This is a genomic window from Pseudomonas sp. P7779, assembly GCF_013386315.1.
In the GTDB taxonomy this organism is placed as follows: domain Bacteria; phylum Pseudomonadota; class Gammaproteobacteria; order Pseudomonadales; family Pseudomonadaceae; genus Aquipseudomonas.
In genome coordinates, this window is sequence record NZ_JACARZ010000019.1 from 1 (window position 1) to 23,386 (window position 23,386).

22 protein-coding genes and 1 pseudogene are annotated in these 23,386 nt (G+C 62.8%); 13 read left to right on the forward strand and 10 right to left on the reverse strand.

Annotated features, from left to right (window positions below):
• Positions 1 to 150, reverse strand: a pseudogene (locus HX869_RS06655) (GFA family protein); the annotation flags it as partial.
• Between the two features lie 34 nt (positions 151 to 184).
• On the reverse strand, positions 185 to 1,096 hold the full coding sequence (locus tag HX869_RS06660; RefSeq protein WP_177029124.1) for a LysR family transcriptional regulator: 912 nt from the start codon (positions 1,094 to 1,096) through the stop codon (positions 185 to 187).
• A 203-nt stretch (positions 1,097 to 1,299) separates the two neighbouring features.
• On the opposite strand from HX869_RS06660, the gene HX869_RS06665 reads away from it, so the two are divergent.
• The 8 genes from HX869_RS06665 (at position 1,300) to dctM (ending at position 10,003) form a co-directional block, all read left to right on the forward strand.
• Positions 1,300 to 2,118 (forward strand): MaoC family dehydratase N-terminal domain-containing protein, encoded by an 819-nt coding sequence (locus HX869_RS06665; RefSeq protein WP_178902896.1) that lies wholly within the window; start codon positions 1,300 to 1,302, stop codon positions 2,116 to 2,118.
• 31 nt (positions 2,119 to 2,149) lie between these two features.
• On the forward strand, positions 2,150 to 3,313 hold the full coding sequence (locus tag HX869_RS06670; protein ID WP_178902897.1) for an acyl-CoA dehydrogenase family protein: 1,164 nt from the start codon (positions 2,150 to 2,152) through the stop codon (positions 3,311 to 3,313).
• Between the two features lie 10 nt (positions 3,314 to 3,323).
• Complete coding sequence (locus HX869_RS06675) at positions 3,324 to 4,673, forward strand: MmgE/PrpD family protein (protein WP_008436239.1); 1,350 nt, start codon at positions 3,324 to 3,326, stop codon at positions 4,671 to 4,673.
• A gap of 9 nt (positions 4,674 to 4,682) precedes the next feature.
• Complete coding sequence (locus tag HX869_RS06680) at positions 4,683 to 5,879, forward strand: CaiB/BaiF CoA-transferase family protein (protein ID WP_003215053.1); 1,197 nt, start codon at positions 4,683 to 4,685, stop codon at positions 5,877 to 5,879.
• A gap of 14 nt (positions 5,880 to 5,893) precedes the next feature.
• Complete coding sequence (locus HX869_RS06685; RefSeq protein ID WP_003215055.1) at positions 5,894 to 6,709, forward strand: CoA ester lyase; 816 nt, start codon at positions 5,894 to 5,896, stop codon at positions 6,707 to 6,709.
• 222 nt (positions 6,710 to 6,931) lie between these two features.
• Entirely contained in the window at positions 6,932 to 7,915 is a 984-nt protein-coding gene (locus tag HX869_RS06690) for a TRAP transporter substrate-binding protein (protein ID WP_177022617.1), read from the forward strand.
• Positions 7,916 to 8,090: 175 nt separating this feature from the next.
• Complete coding sequence (locus HX869_RS06695; protein ID WP_177029129.1) at positions 8,091 to 8,723, forward strand: TRAP transporter small permease; 633 nt, start codon at positions 8,091 to 8,093, stop codon at positions 8,721 to 8,723.
• Complete coding sequence (gene dctM / locus HX869_RS06700; RefSeq protein ID WP_003215062.1) at positions 8,723 to 10,003, forward strand: C4-dicarboxylate TRAP transporter large permease protein DctM; 1,281 nt, start codon at positions 8,723 to 8,725, stop codon at positions 10,001 to 10,003. The genes HX869_RS06695 and dctM overlap by 1 nt, the downstream gene beginning before the upstream one ends.
• A gap of 74 nt (positions 10,004 to 10,077) precedes the next feature.
• On the opposite strand, the gene ampC is transcribed toward dctM, so the two are convergent.
• Positions 10,078 to 11,232: a class C beta-lactamase gene (ampC, locus tag HX869_RS06705; protein WP_178902898.1), complete on the reverse strand. Its 1,155-nt coding sequence runs from the start codon at positions 11,230 to 11,232 to the stop codon at positions 10,078 to 10,080.
• 133 nt (positions 11,233 to 11,365) lie between these two features.
• On the opposite strand from ampC, the gene HX869_RS06710 reads away from it, so the two are divergent.
• Together HX869_RS06710 and HX869_RS06715 are read left to right on the forward strand one after the other, a co-directional pair.
• The gene (locus HX869_RS06710; RefSeq protein WP_003215066.1) at positions 11,366 to 12,241 is read left to right on the forward strand and encodes a LysR family transcriptional regulator; all 876 of its coding nucleotides are present in this window, start codon (positions 11,366 to 11,368) and stop codon (positions 12,239 to 12,241) included.
• Positions 12,242 to 12,432: 191 nt separating this feature from the next.
• Positions 12,433 to 13,326, forward strand: a complete 894-nt coding sequence (locus tag HX869_RS06715) for a LysR family transcriptional regulator (protein WP_087694998.1) — start codon at positions 12,433 to 12,435, stop codon at positions 13,324 to 13,326.
• On the opposite strand, the gene HX869_RS06720 is transcribed toward HX869_RS06715, so the two are convergent.
• From HX869_RS06720 to HX869_RS06730, 3 genes are all read right to left on the reverse strand, one after another.
• A complete protein-coding gene (locus tag HX869_RS06720) occupies positions 13,327 to 13,902 on the reverse strand; it encodes a DUF1349 domain-containing protein (RefSeq protein ID WP_003215071.1) in 576 nt (191 codons plus the stop codon).
• A 72-nt stretch (positions 13,903 to 13,974) separates the two neighbouring features.
• On the reverse strand, positions 13,975 to 15,477 hold the full coding sequence (locus tag HX869_RS06725) for an APC family permease (RefSeq protein ID WP_087695002.1): 1,503 nt from the start codon (positions 15,475 to 15,477) through the stop codon (positions 13,975 to 13,977).
• Positions 15,474 to 16,736: an aspartate aminotransferase family protein gene (locus HX869_RS06730; protein ID WP_178902899.1), complete on the reverse strand. Its 1,263-nt coding sequence runs from the start codon at positions 16,734 to 16,736 to the stop codon at positions 15,474 to 15,476. The genes HX869_RS06725 and HX869_RS06730 overlap by 4 nt, the downstream gene beginning before the upstream one ends.
• Before the next feature lie 224 nt (positions 16,737 to 16,960).
• On the opposite strand from HX869_RS06730, the gene HX869_RS06735 reads away from it, so the two are divergent.
• Entirely contained in the window at positions 16,961 to 18,145 is a 1,185-nt protein-coding gene (locus tag HX869_RS06735) for a DUF2252 family protein (protein ID WP_178902900.1), read from the forward strand.
• Between the two features lie 140 nt (positions 18,146 to 18,285).
• On the opposite strand, the gene yghX is transcribed toward HX869_RS06735, so the two are convergent.
• Positions 18,286 to 19,173: a YghX family hydrolase gene (gene yghX / locus HX869_RS06740; RefSeq protein ID WP_063029644.1), complete on the reverse strand. Its 888-nt coding sequence runs from the start codon at positions 19,171 to 19,173 to the stop codon at positions 18,286 to 18,288.
• A 44-nt stretch (positions 19,174 to 19,217) separates the two neighbouring features.
• A complete protein-coding gene (locus tag HX869_RS06745) occupies positions 19,218 to 19,712 on the reverse strand; it encodes a PaaI family thioesterase (RefSeq protein ID WP_087695007.1) in 495 nt (164 codons plus the stop codon).
• 118 nt (positions 19,713 to 19,830) lie between these two features.
• On the opposite strand from HX869_RS06745, the gene HX869_RS06750 reads away from it, so the two are divergent.
• Positions 19,831 to 20,385 carry a YceI family protein gene (locus HX869_RS06750; protein ID WP_178902901.1) on the forward strand — a complete coding sequence of 185 codons (555 nt, stop codon included), beginning with the start codon at positions 19,831 to 19,833 and terminating at the stop codon, positions 20,383 to 20,385.
• 3 nt (positions 20,386 to 20,388) lie between these two features.
• On the opposite strand, the gene HX869_RS06755 is transcribed toward HX869_RS06750, so the two are convergent.
• Positions 20,389 to 21,279 (reverse strand): DMT family transporter, encoded by an 891-nt coding sequence (locus HX869_RS06755; protein WP_178902902.1) that lies wholly within the window; start codon positions 21,277 to 21,279, stop codon positions 20,389 to 20,391.
• A 91-nt stretch (positions 21,280 to 21,370) separates the two neighbouring features.
• On the opposite strand from HX869_RS06755, the gene HX869_RS06760 reads away from it, so the two are divergent.
• Complete coding sequence (locus HX869_RS06760) at positions 21,371 to 22,699, forward strand: PLP-dependent aminotransferase family protein (RefSeq protein WP_178902903.1); 1,329 nt, start codon at positions 21,371 to 21,373, stop codon at positions 22,697 to 22,699.
• A 138-nt stretch (positions 22,700 to 22,837) separates the two neighbouring features.
• Here HX869_RS06760 and HX869_RS06765 read toward each other — a convergent pair whose 3' ends face one another.
• A complete protein-coding gene (locus HX869_RS06765; protein ID WP_003215089.1) occupies positions 22,838 to 23,269 on the reverse strand; it encodes a nuclear transport factor 2 family protein in 432 nt (143 codons plus the stop codon).
• Positions 23,270 to 23,386 lie beyond the last annotated feature (117 nt).

Here is a 23,386-nt window from a genome sequence, read left to right on the forward strand (position 1 = left end):
CCTGGCATCCCCCCCAAGGTTGATCGCATACCCGCCACCCCCCTGGGTCTTGCGACAAATCGAGCAATAACACCGCTGATAAGGGTAGGGATGCGCACTCTCAAGACTGAACGAAACCGCGCCGCAATGGCAGGAACCTTCAAGCTGCATGACCAGATCTCCTTCGCAAAAGGGCAACGTTAGCTTAGGCGCCCGGCAGCCGGGGCGGTTCCATCTCGGGCATCAAGGTCGCGATCAACGCCCGAATCGTACCCGGCAACGCCTCCAGTTCCCGCACCAGAATACTGCGCTCACGCACTGCCCAAACCTCATCCAGCTTCACCGTCACCAGTTGCATGGTCCGGCTGTGCCGCACGGCGGCCGACTCGGGAATGATGCCGATCCCCACGCCCGCCTCAACCATCCGGCAGATCGCCTCGAAGCTCGACATTTGAATGCGCAACGACAAGTGCTTGCCCAGCCGCTCCACATGCTCACGCAGGAAACTCAGCAACGTGCTGCCGTCATGCAAGCCGATATGTTGATAAGCCAGGGTTTGCTCCAGCGTCACCGAAGGCAGGCTCGCCAGCGGATGCCCCACCGGTACCGTCAGCACCAGGTGGTCGGTGCTGAAGTGCAGCACCTGCAAACCCGACGCTTCCACAGGCCCGGCGATGATGCCCATGTCGCTGGTGCCATCCAGCACGCCCCGCACGATATCCCGCGACAGCCGCTCCTGCAGGTCCACCGTCACGCCGGGGCGCTGGGACAGGAAGCCGGCCAGCACCTCCGGGAGAAATTCGGTCACGGCGGTGGTGTTGGCAAAAATGCGGATATGCCCGGCCGAGTCGATGCCGTATTGGGTGAACTCGCTTTTCAGGTAATCTACCTGGCGCATGATCAGCCGCGCATGGTGCAGCAGCCGTTCGCCCGCCGGGGTGATCTCCACGCCACGGCTGTCGCGGTACAACAGGCGGGTGTCGAGTTGGCCCTCCAGGGCCTTGATCCGCGCACTGGCGGCGGCCGGCGAAAGGAACGCGCGCTTGGCGCCCTGGGTCAGGCTGGGGGATTCGGCGATATGGATAAACAGGCGTAAGTCAGCCAGATCAAAGTGCATGCAAGGCTCCGGGGCAGCGACGAAGAACCCATGCGGGAGCAGGCAAGCCAGCTCCCACATTGATCATCCGGGTTCTTGAGATCTTTATTATGGGCGATGGCGTTCAGCATAGCCGAACGCTGCTTTATTGAAATGCAAATTCTCAGAACGGCCAGGGCCCAGCATGATCCGGTTCAGATTCCCTGCCCGAGGACATGCACCTGATGAGCGCCACAGACTGGATCGGCCGTAGCGAAACAGCCCACGACCACTTGAGCCACAACCTGCTCAAACGCATCGCCGCCACCTTTGGCGAAGCGGTACCGGCAGATGGCGAGCCGGTTCCGCCGTTGTGGCAATGGTGCTTTTTCCAGGACCCGCTGCCCGAATCAGCCCTGGGCGGTGACGGTCATCCGGCCCGTGGCGGCTTCCTGCCGCCGGCCGATAATCGCAACCGCATGTGGGCCGGCGGGCGCATCGAGTTCTTCCATGCATTGCGTGCCGGTGAGGCCGCCACCCGCGTTTCGACCATCACCCAGGTGGAAGAAAAAACCGGTCGCACCGGCTCGTTGTTGTTCGTCACCGTGCGCCACGACTATTCCCAGGACGGCCGCCTGGCCCTGCGCGAAGAACAGGACATCGTCTACCGCGAACCCACGCCGCCCAAGCAGGGCAGTGGTGACGCGCTCCCCGAAGGCGCCTGGCGTGAAGCGGTCGACCCGACGCCAACCCTGTTGTTCCGCTACAGCGCCGTGACCTTCAACGGCCACCGCATTCACTACGACTACCCCTACGTCACCGGCACCGAAGGTTATTCGGGACTGGTGGTGCACGGGCCGCTGATCGCCACCTTGAGCCTGCGCGCATTTTGCCGCGCCAACCCCGCGGCCACGTTGCGCCGTTTCTCGTATCGCGGCGTGCGTCCGTTGATTGCCCCGCAAGCCTTTGAAGTGGGCGGGCACGTCACCGCGCCGGGCGTCGCGGAACTGTGGGCGGGCAACGCCGACGGCCTGGCCCAGCGCGCCGAACTGCATTTCGAATAAACCTCCAAGAACAACAGGCGGAGAGCCGTTAATGAACCCGAATGACAACGAAGAACTGAATGCCATCCGCGAAGGCGTGCGCGCACTCTGCGCCGAATTCGACGCTGCCTACTGGCGCAAGGTCGATGAAGAAAAGGGCTTCCCGGAAGCCTTCGTCAAAGCCCTGACCGACGCCGGCTGGCTGTCGGCAATGATCCCCGAAGAATACGGCGGCTCCGGCCTGGGGCTGGCGGAAGCCTCGGTGATTCTGGAAGAAGTGAACCGCTGCGGCGGCAACTCCGGCACGGTCCACGGCCAGATGTACAACATGTTCACCTTGCTGCGTCACGGCAGCGAAGCACAGAAACGCTTCTACCTGCCCAAGCTCGCCAGCGGCGAATTGCGCCTGCAGTCGATGGCCGTGACCGAGCCCACCACCGGCACCGACACCACCAAAATCAAGACCACCGCAGTCAAGCGCGGCGACAAGTACGTGATCAATGGCCAGAAAGTCTGGATCTCGCGGGTGCAGCATTCCGACCTGATGATCCTGCTGGCCCGCACCACGCCGTTGGCCGAGGTGAAGAAAAAATCCGAAGGCATGTCGATCTTCCTGGTGGACTTGCAGGAAGCCATCGGCAACGGCCTGACCGTGCAGCCCATCGCCAACATGGTCAACCACGAGACCAACGAACTGTTCTTCGATAACCTGGAATTGCCGCTGGACAGCCTGATTGGCGAGGAGGGCAAGGGCTTCCGCTACATCCTCGACGGCTTGAATGCCGAGCGGACGCTAATTGCCGCCGAGTGCATCGGCGATGGCCGCTGGTTTATCGAGAAAGCCAGCGCCTATGCCCGCGACCGCGTGGTATTTGGTCGGCCCATCGGACAGAACCAGGGCGTGCAGTTCCCGATTGCCGAAGCCCATATCGAGATCGAAGCAGCCGACCTGATGCGCTGGCGTGCCTGTGAGGAATACGACAGCGGCGCCAATGCCGGGGCCAGCGCGAACATGGCCAAGTACCTCGCGGCCAAGGCTTCCTGGGAGGCGGCCAACGCCTGCCTGCAAACCCACGGCGGCTTCGGGTTTGCCTGCGAATACGACGTGGAGCGCAAGTTCCGCGAAACCCGCCTGTACCAGGTTGCGCCGATCTCCACCAACCTGATCCTGTCCTACGTGGCCGAGCATCTGCTCGAACTGCCACGCAGTTTCTGAGGGCCCGACCATGAGCCATACCCAAGCGCTGTGTCGGTTCCTCGCCGAGTTGAATTACGCACAATTGCCGGACGCCGTACTCGCCCGCACCGAAGACCTGTTCCTCGACTGGCTCGCCTCGGCGCTGGCCAGCAAGGGCGCGCATCCGATCCCGCTGTTCGAACGTTATGCCCGCAGGATGGGCCCGGCTGATGGCCCGGCGCAGATCATCGTCAACGGCGGCAGCAGCAGTGCCTATTTCGCCGCGCTGGTGAATGGCGCGTCGTCGCACCTGGTGGAGCAGGATGACCTGCACAACAGCTCGGTATTGCACCCGGCGACCGTGGTGTTTCCGGCGGCATTGGCGGCGGCGCAAGACCTCGGCAAGTCCGGTCGCGAACTGCTGCTGGCCTCGGTGGCCGGCTACGAAGCCGGGATTCGCATCGGCGAATTCATGGGCCGCTCCCACTACCGGATCTTCCACACCACGGCCACCGTCGGCACCCTCGCGGCGGCGGTGGCCGTGGGCAAATTGCTCGACTTCAACCAAGAGCAATTCATCAACCTGCTGGGCAGTGCCGGCACTCAGGCGGCCGGGCTGTGGGAGTTCCTGCGGGATGCCGCCGACTCCAAGCAACTGCACACTGCCAAGGCCGCTGCCGATGGTTTGCTGGCGGCGTATCTGACGGCGGACGGGCTGACCGGTGCGCGCAATATTCTGGAAGGTGATCAGGGGATGGCGGCGGGCATGTCCACCGACGCCGACCCAGGCAAATTGTCCGATCGCCTCGGCAGTCGCTGGGCGCTGCTGGAAACGTCGTTCAAGTTCCATGCTTCATGCCGGCATACCCATCCGGCCGCCGATGCGCTGCTGGATCTGATGCAGCGCGAAGGGCTCGGCCATGAGCAGATCGCCCATGTGGAAACCCGCGTTCACCAGGGCGCCATCGACGTGTTGGGCCGGGTGACGCTGCCGCAGACCGTGCACCAGGCCAAGTTTTCCATGGGCACCGTGCTGGGGTTGATTGCCGTGCATGGCAAGGCCGGGCTGACCGAGTTTCACGAGCTGGCGCTGAGCGACGGGGACGTGGCGGCGTTTCGCGACAAGGTCTCCATGACCCTCGACGCCGAAGTCGACGGTGCCTATCCGCAGCGCTGGCTGGGCCGGGTGATCGTGACCACCGCCGATGGTCGCACCCTGCACGGCGCCATCGACGAACCCAAGGGCGACCCGGGCAACACCCTGAATCGCTCGGAGCTGGCCGACAAGTTCCAGCGCCTGACTCAATTCAGCGGTGCCCGCACACCCGCGCAAACCACCGGGCTGATCGAAAAAGTCTGGGACCTGCGCAACGCCGCGTCCCTGGCTCACTGGCTTTAAGGAACTGTCATGACCGCTAATCAACGACCGCTGGACGGCATCACCGTTGTCAGCCTGGAACACGCGATTGCCGCACCGTTCTGCACCCGCCAGTTGGCCGACCTGGGCGCGCGGGTGATCAAGATCGAACGTCCCGGCGCTGGCGACTTTGCCCGGGGCTATGACGAGCGCGTGCGCGGCCTGGCCTCGCATTTCGTGTGGACCAACCGCTCCAAGGAAAGCCTGACCCTGGACCTCAAGCACGACGATGCCGGGGACATCCTGGAAACCCTGCTGGCCGATGCCGATGTGCTGGTGCAGAACCTCGCACCGGGCGCGGCCGCGCGCATGGGTTTGTCATTCGAGGCGCTGCATGAGCGCTTCCCGCGGCTGATCGTCTGCGACATCTCCGGCTATGGCGAGGGTGGCCCGTATGAAAAGAAAAAGGCCTACGACCTGCTGATCCAGAGCGAAGGCGGCTTTCTCTCGGTCACCGGTGGCCCGGGTGAAGACCAGATGGCCAAGGCCGGCTGCTCCATCGCCGATATCTCCGCCGGTATGTACGCCTACAGCGGCATCCTCTCGGCGCTGCTGCTGCGGGGCAAGACCGGGCAGGGCAGTCGCATCGACGTCAGCATGCTGGAAAGCCTGGTGGAGTGGATGGGCTACCCGATGTATTACGCGTTCGACGGCGCGCCCCAGCCACCGCGCGCGGGTGCGGCGCATTCGACGATCTACCCCTACGGGCCGTTTCCCACCGGCGACGGCGGCACGGTGATGCTCGGGTTGCAGAACGAGCGCGAGTGGGCGGCGTTCTGCGACAAGGTGCTGCTTACCCCGGAATTGGCCACCGACGAGCGTTTCTCGGCCAACTTCAAGCGTTCGGAAAACCGCGACGTGCTGCGCCAGATCATCGTCGACAGTTTTGCGCAGATGAGCGCCGAGGGCGTGATCCAGCGCCTGGAAGACGCGCAAATCGCCAGTGCACGAGTCAACGACATGCAAGGCGTGTGGGACCACCCGCAGCTCAAGGCCCGGGACAGTTGGCGTGAAGTCGACAGCCCGGCGGGCAAATTACCGTCGTTGCTGCCACCGGCACGTAATGCCGCGTTCACCCCGCGGATGGATGCGGTGCCGGGACTGGGGCAGCACAGCCAGGGGATTCTCGACCAGTTGGGTTACTCCGCTGAAGCCATCGACGGCCTGCGTATCCGCGGCGTTATCTGACAAGGAATCGAACGATGCCAACCTCTCTTGTGCGCTCTGCGCTGTTTGTACCGGGCAGCCGACCGGAACGTTTTGCCAAGGCCCTGGCCAGTGGCGCCGATGCGGTGATTGTGGATTTTGAAGACGCGGTGGAAGAGCCGCTCAAGCGTCAGGCCCGGGACAACCTCGGGGTGTTTTTGCAGGCGACGCCGGCGGCGCGGGTGTGGGTGCGGATCAACGCGCCGGAGCATCCCGAGCATTTTGCCGATGTGGCGTTCTGTCAGGCCCACGCCGGGGTCGCGGGGGTGTTGCTGCCCAAGGTTGAAAGTGCGGCCCAGGTGGCCGTGGTGGCTGCAACGGGCAAGGCTATCTGGCCGATTATCGAGAGTGCGCGGGGTTTGCTGGCGGTGGCGGAAATCGCCCATGCGCCGCTGGTGGAGCGCCTGTCGTTTGGTGGCCTGGACCTGGCGCTGGACTTGAACCTGAGCAGCGGCTCCCCGGCCGCGCAATTTGCCCTCGACCAGGCTCGCCTTGCCTTGATCGTGCATTCCCGCGCCGCCGGGCTGGTGGCGCCGCTGGACGGCGTGCACCCGGCCATCGACGACCCCGAAGGCCTGCGCCGTTCGATTCGGCATGCCTATGAAATGGGCTTTGCCGGCGCGTTGTGTATCCATCCCAAGCAGGTGGCGGTGATTCACCAGGCGTTGGCCCCCAGTGCCGAGGATCTGGCCTGGGCCAAACGGGTGGTGGACGCTGGTGCCCATGGGGCCGGGGCGTATCAGCTGGACGGGCAGATGGTGGATGCACCGGTGTTGCTGCGGGCCCAACGATTATTAGCCGCGCAACCGTAGAAATGTGGGAGCGGGCTTGCTCGCGAAAGCGGTGGGTCAGCCAGTGCATCCGGTGACTGGCACACCGCTTTCGCGAGCAAGCCCGCTCCCACAATGGATCCCCGTTGTTTGCGAAGTCGGCGTTCGTCCACGCCGAACGCAGGTATCTAAAATTCGAAATTCTCTATACGCGTGACATCAGGCACCTTGCCCTATAACACAACAATAAGAAGGTGATTTTCCATGCTCAAGCTTTCTCGGGCGCTGTTCTGCGCCGCCACCTTGTTTGCCGCGGGCCTGGCCCAGGCGGGCGACCCCATCGTGATCAAGTTCGCCCACGTGGTCGCGGAAAACACCCCCAAAGGCCAGGGCGCCTTGCTGTTCAAGAAGCTCGCTGAAGAACGCCTGCCCGGCCGGGTGAAAGTCGAGGTGTACCCCAACTCCTCGCTGTTCGGCGACGGCAAGGAAATGGAAGCGCTGCTGCTGGGCGACGTGCAGATGCTGGCGCCGTCCCTGGCCAAGTTTGAGCAGTACACCAAGCAAGTACAGATCTACGACCTGCCGTTCCTGTTCAACGACCTGGCGGCGGTCGACCGTTTCCAGGCGGCCCAGGGCAAGGCGCTGCTGACCTCGATGCAAGACAAGAACATCCTCGGCCTGGCCTATTGGCACAACGGCCTCAAGCAACTGTCGGCGAACAAGGCATTGCGTGAGCCCAAGGATGCCCGTGGCCTGAAGTTCCGCGTGCAGGCCTCCAGCGTCCTGGAGGAGCAGTTCAAGGCGATCCGCGCCAACCCGCGCAAGATGAGTTTTGCCGAGGTGTACCAGGGCTTGCAGACCGGCACCGTCAACGGCACCGAGAACACCTGGTCGAACTATGAAAGCCAGAAGGTCAACGAAGTGCAGAAGTACTTCACCGAATCCAACCATGGCCTGATCGACTACATGGTGATCACCAACGCCAAGTTCTGGAACGGCCTGCCGCCGGATGTACGCACCACTCTGGACCAGGTCATGGTTGAAGTCACCGTCGAGGTGAACAAGCAGGCCGAGGCGCTGAACCAGTCGGCCAAGCAGAAGATCATCGACGCCAAGACCAGCGAAATCATCGAACTGACGCCCGAGCAACGCCAGCTCTGGCGCGAAGCCATGCGCCCGGTGTGGCAGAAGTTCGAAGGTGAAATCGGCGCTGACCTGATCAAGGCGGCCGACGCGTCGAACCAGTAATTTGGAGAGCACCGAGATCAAATGTGGGAGCGGGCTTGCTCGCGAATGCAGTCTTTCAGTTGATGCATTCGGTGACTGACACACCGCCTTCGCGAGCAAGCCCGCTCCCACATTTTGATCCGGTTCCCGCCTCCAAGCCTTGCACACACCTATCTCCGCTTCGCGAGGTTTTGCCATGCAAACGCTAAGGCGCGTCTGGGAGCACCTGGAGGAAGGCTTTATCGCCATCCTGCTGGCCGCCATGACCCTGGTGACTTTTGTCTACGTCATGCTCAACAACATCTACACCCTGTTCTTTGCCCTTGCCGACAAGTGGGCGTGGAGCAGCGGTTTCTTCAATGCCCTGGGTGACCACACCATGGGCTGGGCCCAGGACATGACCTGGAGCGTGGCGCTGACCAAGGCCATGTTCGGTTGGTTGATTTTCTTTGGCATCTCCTACGGCGTACGCACCGCCGGCCACCTGGGGGTGGACGCGCTGGTCAAGCTGACGCCGCGCCGGGTGCAGCGCCTGCTGGGCATGCTCGCCTGCCTGTGCTGCCTGGCCTACGCCGGGCTGTTCATGGTTGCCAGCTACAAGTGGTTGAGTGCGGTGATGACCGCCCACATCGGCGCGGAAGACCTCGACCAGTTCGGCATCGATGTCGGCGACATTATTGTGATCGTGCCCATCGGCTTTGCCCTGGTGTTCATCCGCTACCTGGAAATTTTCTACCGCATCTTCACCCACCGCCAAACCGGGCTGGGCCTGGCCGACGAAGCCGGTGAAGCCAGCAAGTTGGCCGGCAGCCATGAGGAGCGTCACTGATGGCCGTTCTGTGTCTGTTTTTGCTGCTGTTCGTGTTCATGTTCCTCGGTGTGCCCATCGCTATTTCCCTGGGGTTGTCGGGCGCGGTGTCGATCCTGATGTTCAGCCCGGACTCGGTGAGTTCCCTGGCAATCAAGCTGTTTGAAACCTCGGACGCCTATACCTTCCTGGCGATTCCGTTCTTCCTGTTGTCGGGTGCGTTCATGACCACCGGTGGCGTGGCGCAGCGGCTGATCGACTTTGCCAACGCCTGCGTCGGGCATATCCGCGGCGGGCTGGCGATTGCGGCGGTGCTGGCATGCATGCTGTTTGCCGCACTGTCGGGCTCCTCGCCCGCGACAGTGGCGGCGGTGGGTTCGATTGCCGTGGCGGGCATGGTGCGCTCGGGCTACCCGAAGGAATTCGGCGCCGGGATCATCTGCAACGCCGGTACCCTGGGCATCCTGATTCCGCCGTCGATCGTGATGGTGGTGTACTCGGCCGCCACGGAAACCTCGGTGGGCAAGCTGTTCATGGCCGGGGTGATTCCGGGCCTGCTGCTGGGCTTGATGTTGATGGTCGCGATCTACATCGTCGCGCGCATCAAGAAACTGCCGGCCCAGCCACGGGCGACCTTTCGCGAGTGGCTGACCTGCGCCCGCCGGGCATTCTGGGGCCTGTTGCTGCTGGTGATCATCCTGGGCGGGATCTACAGCGGCATGTTCACCCCGACCGAAGCGGCGGCGGTGGCGGCGGTGTACTCGGCGTTTGTCGCGCTGTTCATCTACAAGGACATGAAGATCAGGGATTGCCCCAAGGTGCTGCTGGAGTCCGGGCGCCTGGCGATCATGCTGATGTTTATCATCGCCAACGCCATGCTCTTCGCTCACGTGCTGACCACGGAGCAGATTCCCCAGGAAATCACCGCGTGGGTGATCTCCGAGGGCCTGACGCCGATTGGTTTCCTGATCATGGTCAACGTGGTGTTGCTGGTGGCGGGCAGCTTTATGGAGCCGTCGGCGATCGTGCTGATCCTGGCGCCGATCTTTTTCCCGATTGCGATGAAGCTGGGGATCGACCCGATTCACCTGGGAATTGTGATGGTGGTCAACATGGAGATTGGCCTGGTGCATCCGCCGGTGGGGTTGAACCTGTTTGTGACCTCGGCAGTGACAGGGCTGACGCTGGGGCAGACCATCCGCGCGGCGTTGCCGTGGCTGATGATCCTGCTGGTGTTCCTGATCATGGTGACTTACCTGCCGTTCATATCGCTGGCCTTGCCGCATTGGCTGGGGATGTAAACCCAACTTGAATCACGCCACAAAACAATGTGGGAGCGGGCAAGCCCGCTCCCACATTTGAGGTGTGCAGGGATTTATTTATCCATCGCACTCAAGATCGCATGGGCCACTTTCACCCGTTCGGCATTCGGGTAGTTCTTGTTCGCCAGGATCACCACCCCCAGGCCTCTGCTCGGCACGTACGCCACGTAGGCGCCAAAACCACCGGTGGCGCCAGTCTTGTTCACCAGCGTGTCGGCATGGGGCGCTTGCGGTGGTGTCAGCCAGTTGACCTTGTGGGTCTGAAAGGCCATTTGTGCCGAGTTGCCTTCCGTCAATGCATCCAGCGTGATCGGGTAGGGGTACATCTCCCAGCCGAGGCCCTGGGTCATGCCATCCACCGTGTAGTAGCCGGTGTGGGTTGCGGCAATCGCCTGTTGCAGCGGCTTCTCCAGCTTCGCCGGGTGCATGTTCACTTCAACGTACTGAATCAGGTCCGAGGTGCTGGTCTTGATGCCGTAGGCCTCGGCGTCCAGGGCGCCAGGCCCTACACGCACCGGTTTGCCGGCCTTGTCGTAACCCTGGGCGTAAAGGTTCATTTGTGACTTGGGTACGCTGATAAAGGTGTGCTTGAGGCCGAGTTTCGGCAGCAAGGTCTGCGCCATCAACCGGTCAAACGGCTGGCCCAGGCTTTGCGCTGCCAGGTGGCCGAACAAGCCGATGCTCGGGTTGGAATACAGGCGTTGCGTGCCGGGAGCGAAGTCCGGTTTCCAGTGCTGGTAGTAGCTGATCATCTTGCCGGCGTTATCGGACTCATCGGGGAATTGCAGGGGCAAGCCACCTGCGGTGTAGGTGCCGAGGTTGAGCAGGCTGATGTGGTCAAACGTGTCGCCGCGCAACGCCGGCAGGTATTGGCTGGCCGGGTCCGACAGCTTCAGCTTGCCGTTGGCCAGGGCATAGCCGGCGAGGGTGGCGGTGAAGGTCTTGCTCACCGAGCCGATTTCAAACAGGGTGTTTTCGGTGACGGGCTGCTTGCTCTCCTTGCTGGCAACGCCGTAGTTAAAGTATTGCGCCTTGCCGTTCTGTACGATTGCCACCGACAGGCCGGCGATGTCCTGTTGCTGCATCAGGGGCTGGACAGTACTGTCCACGACCTGGCGCATGTCGGTAGCCGCCATGCAGTTGCCTGCGCCGAGCAATAAGGCGAATATCGCGGTGTTGCGCACGGTTGGAAAAAGGGATGTGTACATGATGACGTGACTTCCATGAAGGTGATCGGGTGAATACCGTTGCCTGCGCAGGCGCCGCAAATCTAGGCAGTTTGTGATCCCGCGGCAAACGATGATATCTCGCAACAGCCATTAGAAAAATTAGGGTCAAGCCATGCTCCGTTCCCATTTGCCACTCAACGCGCTGCGAGCCTTCGAGGCGTCTGCGCGGCATTTGAGTTTTACCCGGGCGGCGATTGAACTGTGCGTCACCCAGGCGGCGGTCAGTCACCAGGTGAAAAGCCTGGAGGCCCAGCTCAATGTCACGCTGTTCAAACGCCTGCCCCGGGGCCTGATGCTCACCAGCGAGGGCGAGACCCTGCTGCCGGTGTTGCGCGAATCCTTCGACCGGATAGCTCAAACCTTAGGCCAGTTTGAAGGTGGGCATTACCGCGAAGTATTGACGGTAGGCGCGGTGGGCACCTTTGCGGTGGGCTGGCTGTTGCCGCGGCTTGCGGATTTCCAGGCGCGCTACCCGTTTATCGACTTGCGCCTGTCCACCAACAACAACCGCGTCGACGTGGCGGCCGAAGGCCTGGATTACGCAATCCGGTTTGGTTCCGGCGCGTGGCACGGCACCGAGGCGTGCCAATTGCTGGAGGCGCCGCTGACGGTGCTGTGCGTGCCGCAACTTGCTCGGCAATTGCAGACTCCGGCGGACCTGTTGAAGCACACGCTGCTGCGCTCATATCGTGCGGATGAGTGGACGCAATGGTTCCAGGCCGCGGGCTTGCCTGCCGATACGCTGGTGCCGCGCAGTATCGTTTTCGACTCGTCCCTGGCGATGATGGAGGCGGCGCTGCAAGGGGCGGGGGTGGCCCTGGCGCCGGCGATGATGTTCAGCCGGCAGTTGGCGACGGACGTGATTCGCCAGCCGTTCGAGATCGGCATCACCACCGGCAGTTATTGGCTGACGCGCTTGCAGTCACGGGCCGAGACGCCGGCGATGCTGGCGTTCAAGACGTGGTTGCGTGAAGTGGCCATGCACTGAGGTTGGGTCGACGCTGTGGCGAGGGAGCTTGCTCCCGCTGGGCTGCGTAGCGGCCCCAAAGAAGCGACGGTGTTAGTTCAGCAAGAACGCGGCGGATGGTTTCAGGGTCGCTGCGCAACCCAACGGGAGCAAGCTCCCTCGCCACAGGTTATTCTCCCACTCGGTCTGCCCATTGATCATAAGAGGCTGCAATGCAAACTTCCGGCGTAGACATCCGTCAACTCAAGGCCTTCGTGGTGGTGGCCGAGGAGCTCAGCTTCGTGCGCGCCGCGACCCGCCTGCATGTCTCGCAACCGGCGCTGTCCCAGACCATCCGCCAGTTTGAGGCGCTGCTGGACGTACAACTGTTCCAACGCAACACCCGCAACGTAGCACTGACCGAAGCCGGCCTGGCCTTGCTGGTAGAGGCGCGGGAAATCGTCAATGGCGTAAGCCGCCTGGTACGCACCGCCCACGAACATGCACGCGGCGTACGCGGCTCATTGAATATCGGCTTCCTGATCGGCGCGGGTGTGGACTTGATGCCGCAAATCCTCAGCGTGTTCGCCAGGCGCTACCCGGAGATCGAACTGGTGGTGCGCGAGTATGACTTCGGCTCGCCCCATGCCGGGATCGACGAGGGCATGGACGTATCGGTGCTGCGCCCGCCACTGGGCCTGCCGGACATCGAGTTGCACACTCTGGTGACCGAACCCTGCGTGGCGTGCCTGGCGTCCAGCCACCGGTTGGCCGGGGAGAGCAGCGTGAGCATCTACGACGTGCTGGATGAACCGATCATTGCTGCACCGGGAGTGGGCGTGTGGCGCAGTTTCTGGACCGCCGACGCGTACCGCGATGGCCAGCCGGCGCGGATCGTCCATGAAGCTTCGACGGTGGAGACCGAGTTGCAGGCGGTGGCGTCGGAGCGCGGGATCAGTATCACCGCGCTGTCCACTGCACGCTTTTATGCGCGGCCCGGCCTGGCCTTCCCGGTGATCAGCGATATGCCGATGTGTGAAGTGGCGGTCGCCTTGCCGCCACAACCGAGTGTGGCGGCGCGCAACTTTGCCGAGTTGGCGATGGAAGTGGCGAGCAGCCGGGGTTAGTCAGGACAGGTCGTGCAGGGATTTGCCGTTGGGCGCACTTACCTGAAGTTCGGAAAACTCCACCTCCAGCCCGCCACGTTCCGGCGTGCAGCAATAAGGTCCCACCCGATACGACGCAGCCACGGGGAACGGCGCCAGGCGCACCAATGGCCAGCTCACACCATCCACCGACACCTGCACGCGCAGCACGCCCTTGGCCACGGTGGCGCGAATCCAGAACGCCTCGGGATCACCCGGGAACACACCGGTGGCCCAGTCCGACACGCCATCGGTCAATACGCTGCTCAACAGCGTCACACCGTCGGACAGCTCTGCACCGATCTTCACCCAATGCGCTTCATCCACCCGCACCATCAACCCGGCCTGGTCATACAGGTGGGTAAACGCGCTGTGGATCTTGACCTGGGCGGTGAAGTCACCGTCGGTTTCAACAAACAGGAAATGCCCGTTGTCGCGCACAAAACCATAGTGGGTTTCGCGCCAGAAATCGGTGCTGGCATCGGTGCGCACCTTGAGGCGCTCGCCTTCTTGGCTCCATTGCTGGGGTTGATTGAGCCAACTGGCCTGTTCAAACATCGGGAAGCTCCTTGAAGGTGACAAGACAAAACCCCGGCGCCCGGGGTTTTGTTGTTTGGCTGCAATCAGCGGCTAGTGGTCGAGCAATTTGCCGCTCGGCCCGGCGGTGCCATTGTTAAGGCGCGTGCGCAGCGAAAACAACCACCACAGCACGCCGACCCCGAGTGTAACCCCGGTGGTGATGGCGCCGGTGTGGCTTTCTTCGGGCACGCTCAGGGTCAGGATCACCGCGATGGCCCACAGGCCGCCGAGGACGATCATCGGCAACAACCACTTGCCCAGGCTGAACACACCCGCAGGCGCCCCCGGCATCCGGCCATTTTTATAGGCCAGGTACGCGGCAATCAGCGTCAGCAGGTAGGTGCAGTAGTAGGTCAGGCCGACCATCGAGTAGATCGCCGTGACAAACCCGCCGCTCGCCAGGTTCAGCAGCACGGCGATGGCGGTGATCAGCACGATGGCGGCGACCGGCGTACCGAAGTGCGGGTTGATCTTCGCCAGCACCTTGGAGCCCGGCAGCATGTTGTCCCGGGACAGGGCGAAGGTCATGCGCGTGGCCACCGCCATGTTGGCGATCAGGCAGGCGAGGATCGAGGCGAAGGCGATCACGATCATGCCCACGCCGGCGGCGTTGCCCAGTTGCAGGCGCACGATATTGATCACCGGGTTTTCGCTGTGGCTGAGCAGCTCGCTGACCGACCCCGGGATCGCAATGCTCAGCAAGGCGAACACCACGAAGCCCAATACACTGGACACCAGCACCGCACGAATCATCGCCCGGGGCGCGGCGCGGCGTGGGTCCTTGGTTTCTTCGGACAGGTCGGCGGCGCCCTCCCAGCCCAGCAGCACCGAGACCGGCAGCAAGGTGGCGAGGGCGAGGGTGGTGAAGCTGAGGGTGCCGCCGCTCACCGGTTGTGCCGAGGTCAGGATCGCCACGCCCTGGGTGTGCTCGAAGAAGAAAAACACCCCGAAGAACAACGCAATCGCCAGCAGCACCGTGCCGATGATTTCGATGATCGCGCCGATGTCGTTGATCCGCGTGGCCAGGCGAATCCCGCAGATGTTCAGCAGGCCTACCACCAGCGTGGCACCGATGCTCAGGCCCTGGATCTGGCCCTGTGTCGGGTTGGCCCAGATCTCCGGCGCGAACACCGTGCCGATGGCCGCCGAGGTGGCGGCTGTACCGGCGACAAACGAGGTGAACGCGACCCAGCCGGTAAACCAGCCGAAGTGATTGCCCGCCAACCGGCTGGACCATTGGTAGGCGTAGCCGGTAAGCGGAATGCGCCCGGCCAGGTGGCAGTAGACCATGACGATGCAGCACACCAGCGGGATCACCAGCAGCCACAAAAGGATGCCGATACCGCCGACGCGGTTGAACGGGTCGGCGAACAGCGTGACCACCCCGGTGTTGATCGAGACCATGGAGAAGGCCAGGGCAAACGAGGTGAACGAACTCATGGTGCGGTGCATCTTTTGCTCGTAGCCAAGGCTGGCCAGGTCGGCGTCGTCGCTGGACAGCGGGGCCTGGGCATTCGGCGGGGCGGTCACGGTGTTTTCAACGAATGTGCTCATGGCCGTTGCTCCTCGATGATGCCGATCACCTCGTCCAGCACGTCGAGGGCCTTGGCCAACAACGGGCGTTCGATATCCAGAGGAGGCTTGACCTTGATCAGGTTACCCAGCCCGGCGTAGCGGCTTTCGCCAAACAATACGCCGCGCTCCACCCCAAGGCGATACACCTCCTGGGATTCCCGGCAGGCCGGTTCCTTGGTGGTGCGGTCCTTGACCAGCTCGATGGACGCCATCAGCCCGGGGCAGCGCACGTCGCCGATCAGCGGGTGGCGGGTTTGCATGTCCTTGAGGCGGGCGGTGATGTAGTCGCCGGAGTCGCGGGCCTTTTCGCAGAGGTTGTCGGCGACGATCGCTTCCACCGTGGCGTAGCCGGCGGCCAGCGAGACCGGGAAGTGGCCGAAGGTCAGGGCTTCTTCACCTTCGTCGAACCACTTGAGCTTGTCATCGGCGAGGATCCCGGCCAGCGGGAAGCCGCCGCCGACGCCTTTGCCGAACACGATGATGTCGGGCAGCACGTCGTAATAGTCCGCAGCGAACATCGTGCCCATGCGCCCGAAGCCGGTCTGCACTTCATCAAAAATCAGCAGCACGCCGAGGCGGTCGCAGATCTCGCGCACGCCTTTGTAGTAGGAGCGGGGGAACTCGATATGCCCGCCATTGCCCTGGATCGGTTCCATCATCACTGCTGCCACGCCACCGTCGACGCCCTTGAGGATGCTTTCTTCCAGCAGGCCAAGGCACAGCTGCGACTCGGTTTCCGGGTCCATGCCCAGGCGCGTACGGTACGGGTTGGGGTGGGGGACGCGGGTGAAACGTGGCTGGATCGCCAGAAACGGATTGTTCGGGTGCGGCCAACTGGCGCCGAGGGTGGCCAGGGAGCGGCCGTGGTAGCCGTCCTGCAGCACCAGCAGGTTCTGTGCACCGGGGCGGTTCTTGAAAGCCAGTTTCATCGCCATTTCACCGGCGAGGCTGCCATGCAGGGCAAAGCCCATCTGGTTGAGGGCGCCCGGGGAGACCTCCCGCAGCTTCTTCACCAGCCGGGTGTGGGCCGGTGAGCCAAAGTTGGGGCGGATGTGAGTCATTTCGCGCAATTGCGCAACGGCGGCTTCCACCACCCGGGGGTCATTGGCCCCCAAATTGTTCGACCAGGCCTGGGCGGTACAGTCGATGTATTCCTTGCCCTGATCGTCCCATACCAGCGAGCCTCGGGCCTTGACCAGGTTGATCTTGGCGGGTGCGGTGTTCATCACTTCATTCATCTGCGTTATCTCTTTTGTTAGGGCGGCAGTGTTTGGGGATGTGTGCAGTTAGGGTTGTGACTCGCTGCATCGAGTTGACCCGATGCTAGTCCCGGAGACGGGAGGAATAGAAAGACCGATTGCAGTGGGATTGATTGGCGTGGCTTATTAATAGAATCCTCTGAAACAAAATGAAACATTTGTCGCGGGCCAGCCTCTACCGTATCTCCACGACGAGTACTTCTATGAAAATTCCGCGTCCCTCTTCGCGAATGCCCCACCTCACGCAACTGCGCAACCTGAAGATGGCGCGCTCCGCCCACGCCTATGTGCGGGGCAGTACGGTTCAGTTTTACGAGTGGCTGCACAGCCAGCGCGGCCGGCGCTTGCCCCACGGGCCGGCGATCTGGATCTGCGGCGACTGCCACGCCGGTAACCTTGGGCCCACGGGCGATACCAAGGGCCGGATCGACATGCATATCCGTGACCTAGACCAGGCGGTGATCGGCAATCCGGCCCATGACCTGGTGCGCCTGGCCTTGTCCCTGGCCACCGCTGCGCGGGGTTCGGACCTGCCGGGGGTGACCACCGCGCGCATGCTTGAAGAGATGATGGTGGGCTACGCGCAGGCGTTTAAAGACAAGCCCGACGAGGCACCGCCGCGCCCGTCCCAGGTCAAGGCCGGGATGCGCAGTGCGGTGGAGCGCACCTGGAAGAATCTGGCTCGCGAACGTATTGAAAACACCCGGCCGACAATTCCATTGGGCAAGCATTTCTGGTCGTTGTCGCGGGCGGAAAAATCAGCCCTTGAAACGTTGTGCGCGTCGGATGAAATCCACTGGCTGGTGACTTCGCTCAAAGGCCGCTCCAACGACGCCGAGGTTGAGCTGCTGGACTCGGCCTATTGGGTCAAGGGTTGCAGCTCCCTTGGGTTGCTGCGTTATGCGGTGTTGCTGGGAGTAGGGGACAAGTCTGATCAGGAATACTGCCTGCTCGACATCAAGGAAGCGGTAGGCGCTGCGGCGCCGCGTGCGGCTCGGGCAAAAATGCCTCGGGATAACGGCCGGCGGGTGGTGGAGGGCGCGCGGCACCTGTCACCGGCGTTGGGGGCGCGAATGTTGGCCACGCGGTTTCTGGATCACGGGTTTTTCATCCGCGAACTGCTGCCCCAGGACATGAAGCTGGAGCTGGATGAGCTGAGCGAGATTGATGCGATGCACGCGGCCGGGTACCTTGCACGGGTGGTCGGCGTGGCCCATGCGCGGCAGATGGACCGGGATACGCGCAAGGACTGGATGGCGCTGTTGCAAGAGAACCGCTCCAGGCAACTGGATGCGCCTTCGTGGCTGTGGACCAGTGTGGTGCAGTTGGTGGGGAGCCATGAGGAAGGGTATTTGAATCATTGCCGGCGGTATGCGCTGGAGCACTGAGCTCAAGAACGCTGAAAGTCCCCTGTGGGAGCGGGCTTGCTCGCGAAAGCGGTGGATCAGTCAAACATCTGCTGACTGACACACCGCTTTCGCGAGCAAGCCCGCTCCCACATGAGTTGGGTGGTGTTTTGGAGGGCGGGTTACACCAGGTATTTCTTGAACCAGCCCAACGTCCGCTCCCACGCCAGATTCGCCGCCGCCTCGTCATACCTCGGCGTCGAATCATTGTGGAAGCCGTGGTTGGCGCCCTTGTAGATAAACGCCTCATAGGTCGTGCCGGCCGCCTTCAACGCTTTCTCATACGCCGGCCAGCCCTCATTGATCCGCGTATCCAGCTCACCGTAATGCAACATGATCGGTGCCTTGATCCGTGGCACATCCTTGGCTTCCGGCTGGCGCCCATAAAACGACACCGCCGCACCCAGCTCCGGATAAGCCACGGCCGCTGCATTCGTCACGCCGCCGCCATAACAGAACCCGGTAATGCCCACCTTGCCGGTGCTTGCATCGTGGTGCATCAACCATTCGATGGCCGCGAAAAAGTCGTTCATCAGCTTCTCGGGATCGACTTTCTGTTGCAACTCCACACCTTTCTCATCGTTGCCGGGATAGCCGCCCACCGAGGTCAGGCCATCCGGCGCCAGGGCAATGAATCCGGCCTTGGCCAACCGACGGGCGACGTCTTCGATATACGGGTTCAACCCCCGGTTCTCATGCACCACCACCACCGCCGGCACCTTGCCGCTGGCCTTGGCCGGGCGCACCAGGTAGCCGCGCACCGTGCCGTTGCCCTTGGGTGACGGGTAGGTGATGTAGTCGGCGACGATATCCGGGTCGGTGAATTTCACCTGCTCGGCCAGGGCGTAGTTGGGGCTCAGGGCGGCGAGCAGGGCGGAGGCCGTCAGCCCGCCGAAGGTGAACAGTGCTGCGCGGTCGAGAAATTCCCGGCGGTTGATCTTGCCGTGGGCGTAGCCGTCGTAAAGCTCCAGCAGTTCAGGGGCGAAGTCTTTGGCGGTCAGACGAGTCATCGGTAGCGTCCTCGATTAGCGGTGAGACTGAATGTAGACCAGTATCAGGCTTCCCGGCCATGGGCCGCGGCGGCCAGTTGCCCGGTGTCGACCCGTACGAAGACCGAATCGCCAATCGCCGTCAGCACGCCATCGGCGTACACCTCGCACACCACGCGGCTTTTGCGCCCCACGTCACCTTCGACTTTTGCGCGCAAGGTCAGCGGCACGCCCATCGGTGTCGGCTTGATGAATTTGATTCCCAGGTTGCCGGTGACGCAGTCGATACGCGGCAGGCTGCCGGGTTCGCGTTGCTCGGCCCGGTAGTGGTAGGCCATGGCGGTCCAGTTCGAGTGGCAGTCCACCAGCATCGCGATCAAGCCGCCATAGACCAGGTCTGGCCAGCCGCTGTATCGGGCGTCGGGCTGGTGCTCGGCGATCACGTGGATGCCGTCGGCGTCCCAGCGGCTCTTGATGTGTAGGCCGTGGGGGTTGCTGCTGCCGCAGCCATAACAGACGCCTTCGGGGGCGGTGGTGTCTTGCAGGGAAAGCGCGGGCATCGTGGCTCCTTGTTGTTTGGGTTCCGTCGAGGCACGAGCCTAATGCCAGGCGCGTGAATAAATCCAGCGCCTACGCTGTTAGCAGTGCACAGCGTGTTCATTCCCGGTTGAGAATCCCATGAAATCTCGATTGCCAGCGGTCTTCCTTGCCTTCGCCACCTTGTCTAACGCGTACGCCGTGGAATACACCGACGTGAATCCGACGGCCAGCACCATCAGCTTCACCTATGACCAGATGGGCCAAGAGGTGTACGGCACGTTTGGCACCTATTCGGCGACCCTGAATTTCGACACGCAAAACCCGGCTGCCGCCAGCACCGTACTGACCATCCAGCTGCCGAGCATCAATGCCGGCAGCGACGACGCCAACACCGAGCTGCCCAAGCCCAGCTGGTTCGACATGACCACCTACCCGGTGGGCACCTTCACCTCGACCCACATCACTGACCTGGGCGACAACCGTTACCTGTTCAGCGGCAACCTGACCCTCAAGGGCCAGACCCGGCCGGTGGAGGTCAAGGTGGCCCTCAAGGAGCAGAGCGGCATTGGCATATTCGACGGCGAATTCGTGCTCAAGCGCGATGACTTCAGGATCGGCGCGGGGGAGTGGGCGGACAGCGTGGTGTCCAATGCGATTGTCATCAAGTTCAAGATGGTTGCGCCTGAGCGCTGATGGCTAGCGGGCGAACTTCTTGGCCCCCGCCACGCACGCAATCACCGCGACGGTCACCCCCAGCATGCCCAGGCTCACCTGCTCATGCAGCAGCGTGGCCGCCAGTGCCAGGCCGAAAAACGGTTGCAGCAACTGCAATTGCCCGACGGCGGCAATGCCGCCCTGGGCCAGCCCGCGGTACCAGAACACAAACCCGATCAGCATGCTGAACAGCGACACATAGGCCAGGCTCAGCCAGGCCGGCAGGCTGATGCTCACGAAAGTTCCCGGGGCGAGGATCGCCGTCAGCGGGGCCACAATCGGCAGCGAGATCACCAGCGCCCAGCAGATCACCTGCCAGCCACCCAGGGTGCGTGAGAGCCTGGCCCCTTCGGCATAACCGAGGCCGCACACCAGGATTGCCAACAGCATCAGCAAATCCCCGGCGGGCGCAGCGCTCAGGCCCTGGGCAACCGCGTAGCCCACCACCAGCAGGCTGCCCAGGATCGAAAACAGCCAGAACACCAACTTGGGCCGCTCGCCGCCGCGCCATACGCCGAAGACCGCAGTGGCTAAAGGCAGCAGGCCGACAAATACGATGGAATGGGCACTGGTGACGTACTGCAAGGCCAGTGCGGTGAGCAAAGGAAAGCCGATCACCACGCCCAGCGCGACGATTGCCAGGGGCAGCAACTGACTGCGGGCCGGGTTTTTTTCCTTGAACAGCCACAGCAGGCAGAGGCCGAGCAGGGCGGCGATGGTGGCGCGGGCGACGGTCAGGAATACCGGATCGAACTCCAGCACCGCCAGGCGCGTGGCCGGCAGCGAGCCGCTGAAGATCACCACGCCGATCAAACCGTTGATCCAGCCGCTGGCGTTGTTTTCCCGGGTGTTGAGGTGGGTGGTTCGTTCCATGAGTGTAGGGCTCGATAGGGATAAGTTGCGTCCTGCGCATCCTATGATTCACTATCAAGACAATCAAAAAATTGTCATGGATACATCGCCTATGCCCCGCGCCCGCTACAAGACATTGGTGGACACCTTCGCCCGGGATATCCGTTCGGGCACGCTGGCGGCGGGCACCCGGTTGCCGACGCACCGCCAGTTGGCCGCCAGCCATGGCCTGGCGCTGGTCACGGCCAGCCGGGTATACACCGAGCTGGAGGCCATGGGCCTGGTCAGTGGTGAAACCGGGCGCGGAACCTTTGTGCGGGAAATCGCGTTGTCGCCAGGGCAGGGCATAGGGCAGATCGCGGTGGCGGCGGGCATGATCGATCTCAACTTCAACTACCCGTCGCTGCCGGGCCAGACCGACCTGCTGCGCACCGCATTGCGCCAGTTGGCGTTGTCCGGCGACCTGGCGGCGCTGCTGCGCTATCAGCCTCACGCCGGTCGGCTGCATGAGCGGGCAGCGGTGGCGCGTCATCTGCTGAGTCGTGGGTTGACGGTGCAGGCCGAGCAGGTGCTGATCGTCAGCGGTGCCCAGCATGGCCTGGCGGTGACCATGATGTCGCTGCTCAAGCCCGGCGATGTGGTGGCGGTGGATGCGCTGACCTATTCCGGGTTCAAGGTGCTGGCCGAGACGCTGCACCTGGAAATCGTCGCGATCCCGGTGACCGCGACGGGCCCTGACTTGGCCTTTCTTGAACAACTCTGCGCCCGGCGCCCGGTACGCGCCGTGTACAGCATGCCGACCCTGCATAACCCGTTGGGCTGGGTGATGAGCAGGGAGCAGCGCGAGCACCTGGTGGCGATTGCCCGTCGGCATGACCTGATCCTGATCGAGGATGCTGCCTACGCGTTTTTAGCCGAGGACGCGCCACCGCCCGTGGCCGAACTGGCGCCGGAACGCACGGTTTACGTGTCGGGGCTGTCCAAGAGCGTCGCCACCGGCCTGCGGGTGGGTTTTGTCGCCGCTCCGCAGCAGTGGATGGCGGCGCTGGAACGTACGGTCATGGCCACCACCTGGAACACTCCGGGGGTGATGACTGCGGTGGCTGCCGCGTGGATCGACGACGGCACGGTGCTGCAGCTTGAAGCGCAAAAACGTAAGGACGCCCAGGCGCGCCAGGCGGTGGCCGATGAGGTGTTGGCGGGCTTGAATGTTATCCGCCATCCGTCTTCGTATTTCTTGTGGTTGCCGTTGCCGGAAGATGCCCGCGCCGATCAGATCACCATGGCGCTGGCACGGGAAAATATCTCGGTGTCCACGGCCGAGCCGTTTGCCGTCTCGGCCCACGTGCCCCATGCCTTGCGAGTGGCGCTGGGGTCGGTGGACCGGGAGGTGCTGCGCGAGGCGTTGGTGAAAGTGCGCTGGGCGGTGGAGGCGTGCTAGGGGGCCGGATCGTTCCCACGCTCTGCGTGGGAACGCCGCCTTGGACGCTCCGCGTCCCGCTGTAGATTTGCGCGATAGTGACGCAGAGCGTCACCGGATGCATTCCCACGCAGAGCGTGGGAACGATCCAGGCGGGACTCAGAACTTGTAGGCCTGGCGCCCGATCAGCAGCCATTTGCCTTTCTGCTTCTGCCAGACCTGGAAGTTTTCAATTTCGGTGGGCACCTCGACGCCACTGTTCACCGCCTGTGCGGAAAAGTGGTTGCGCACCAGGGCGGTGTCGCCATTGAGGGTGATGGTCTGTTTCTGCATTTCCAGGGTCTTGAAACCACTTCTGCCGGTTTCAATGTCGGCGATAAATTCCTGCTTGTTCTGGACCTTGCCGCTGGAATGGCCGTAGGTGAGGTTGTTCGCGGTGAGGGCCTGCAGTTGCGGGATGTCCTTGTGCAACATGGCCTGGGTCAGATGATCGACCGCAGCGGCTACATCCTTGTCACTTGCGGCGGGCGCGGCGGCCGCGTAGCCGCTGAACAGGCACAGAAAACCAATCAGAACCTTGACGTTTTGCATGGGTGTTTCCTTGTTGTTGTGGGTACCGGGACGACTCGGGCTGTGTTTTTAAGTCGTCGTACAACCATGCCGTATTTACCGGGATCAAGGAAAGTGAAATTTGTTCTTGACTAGAAG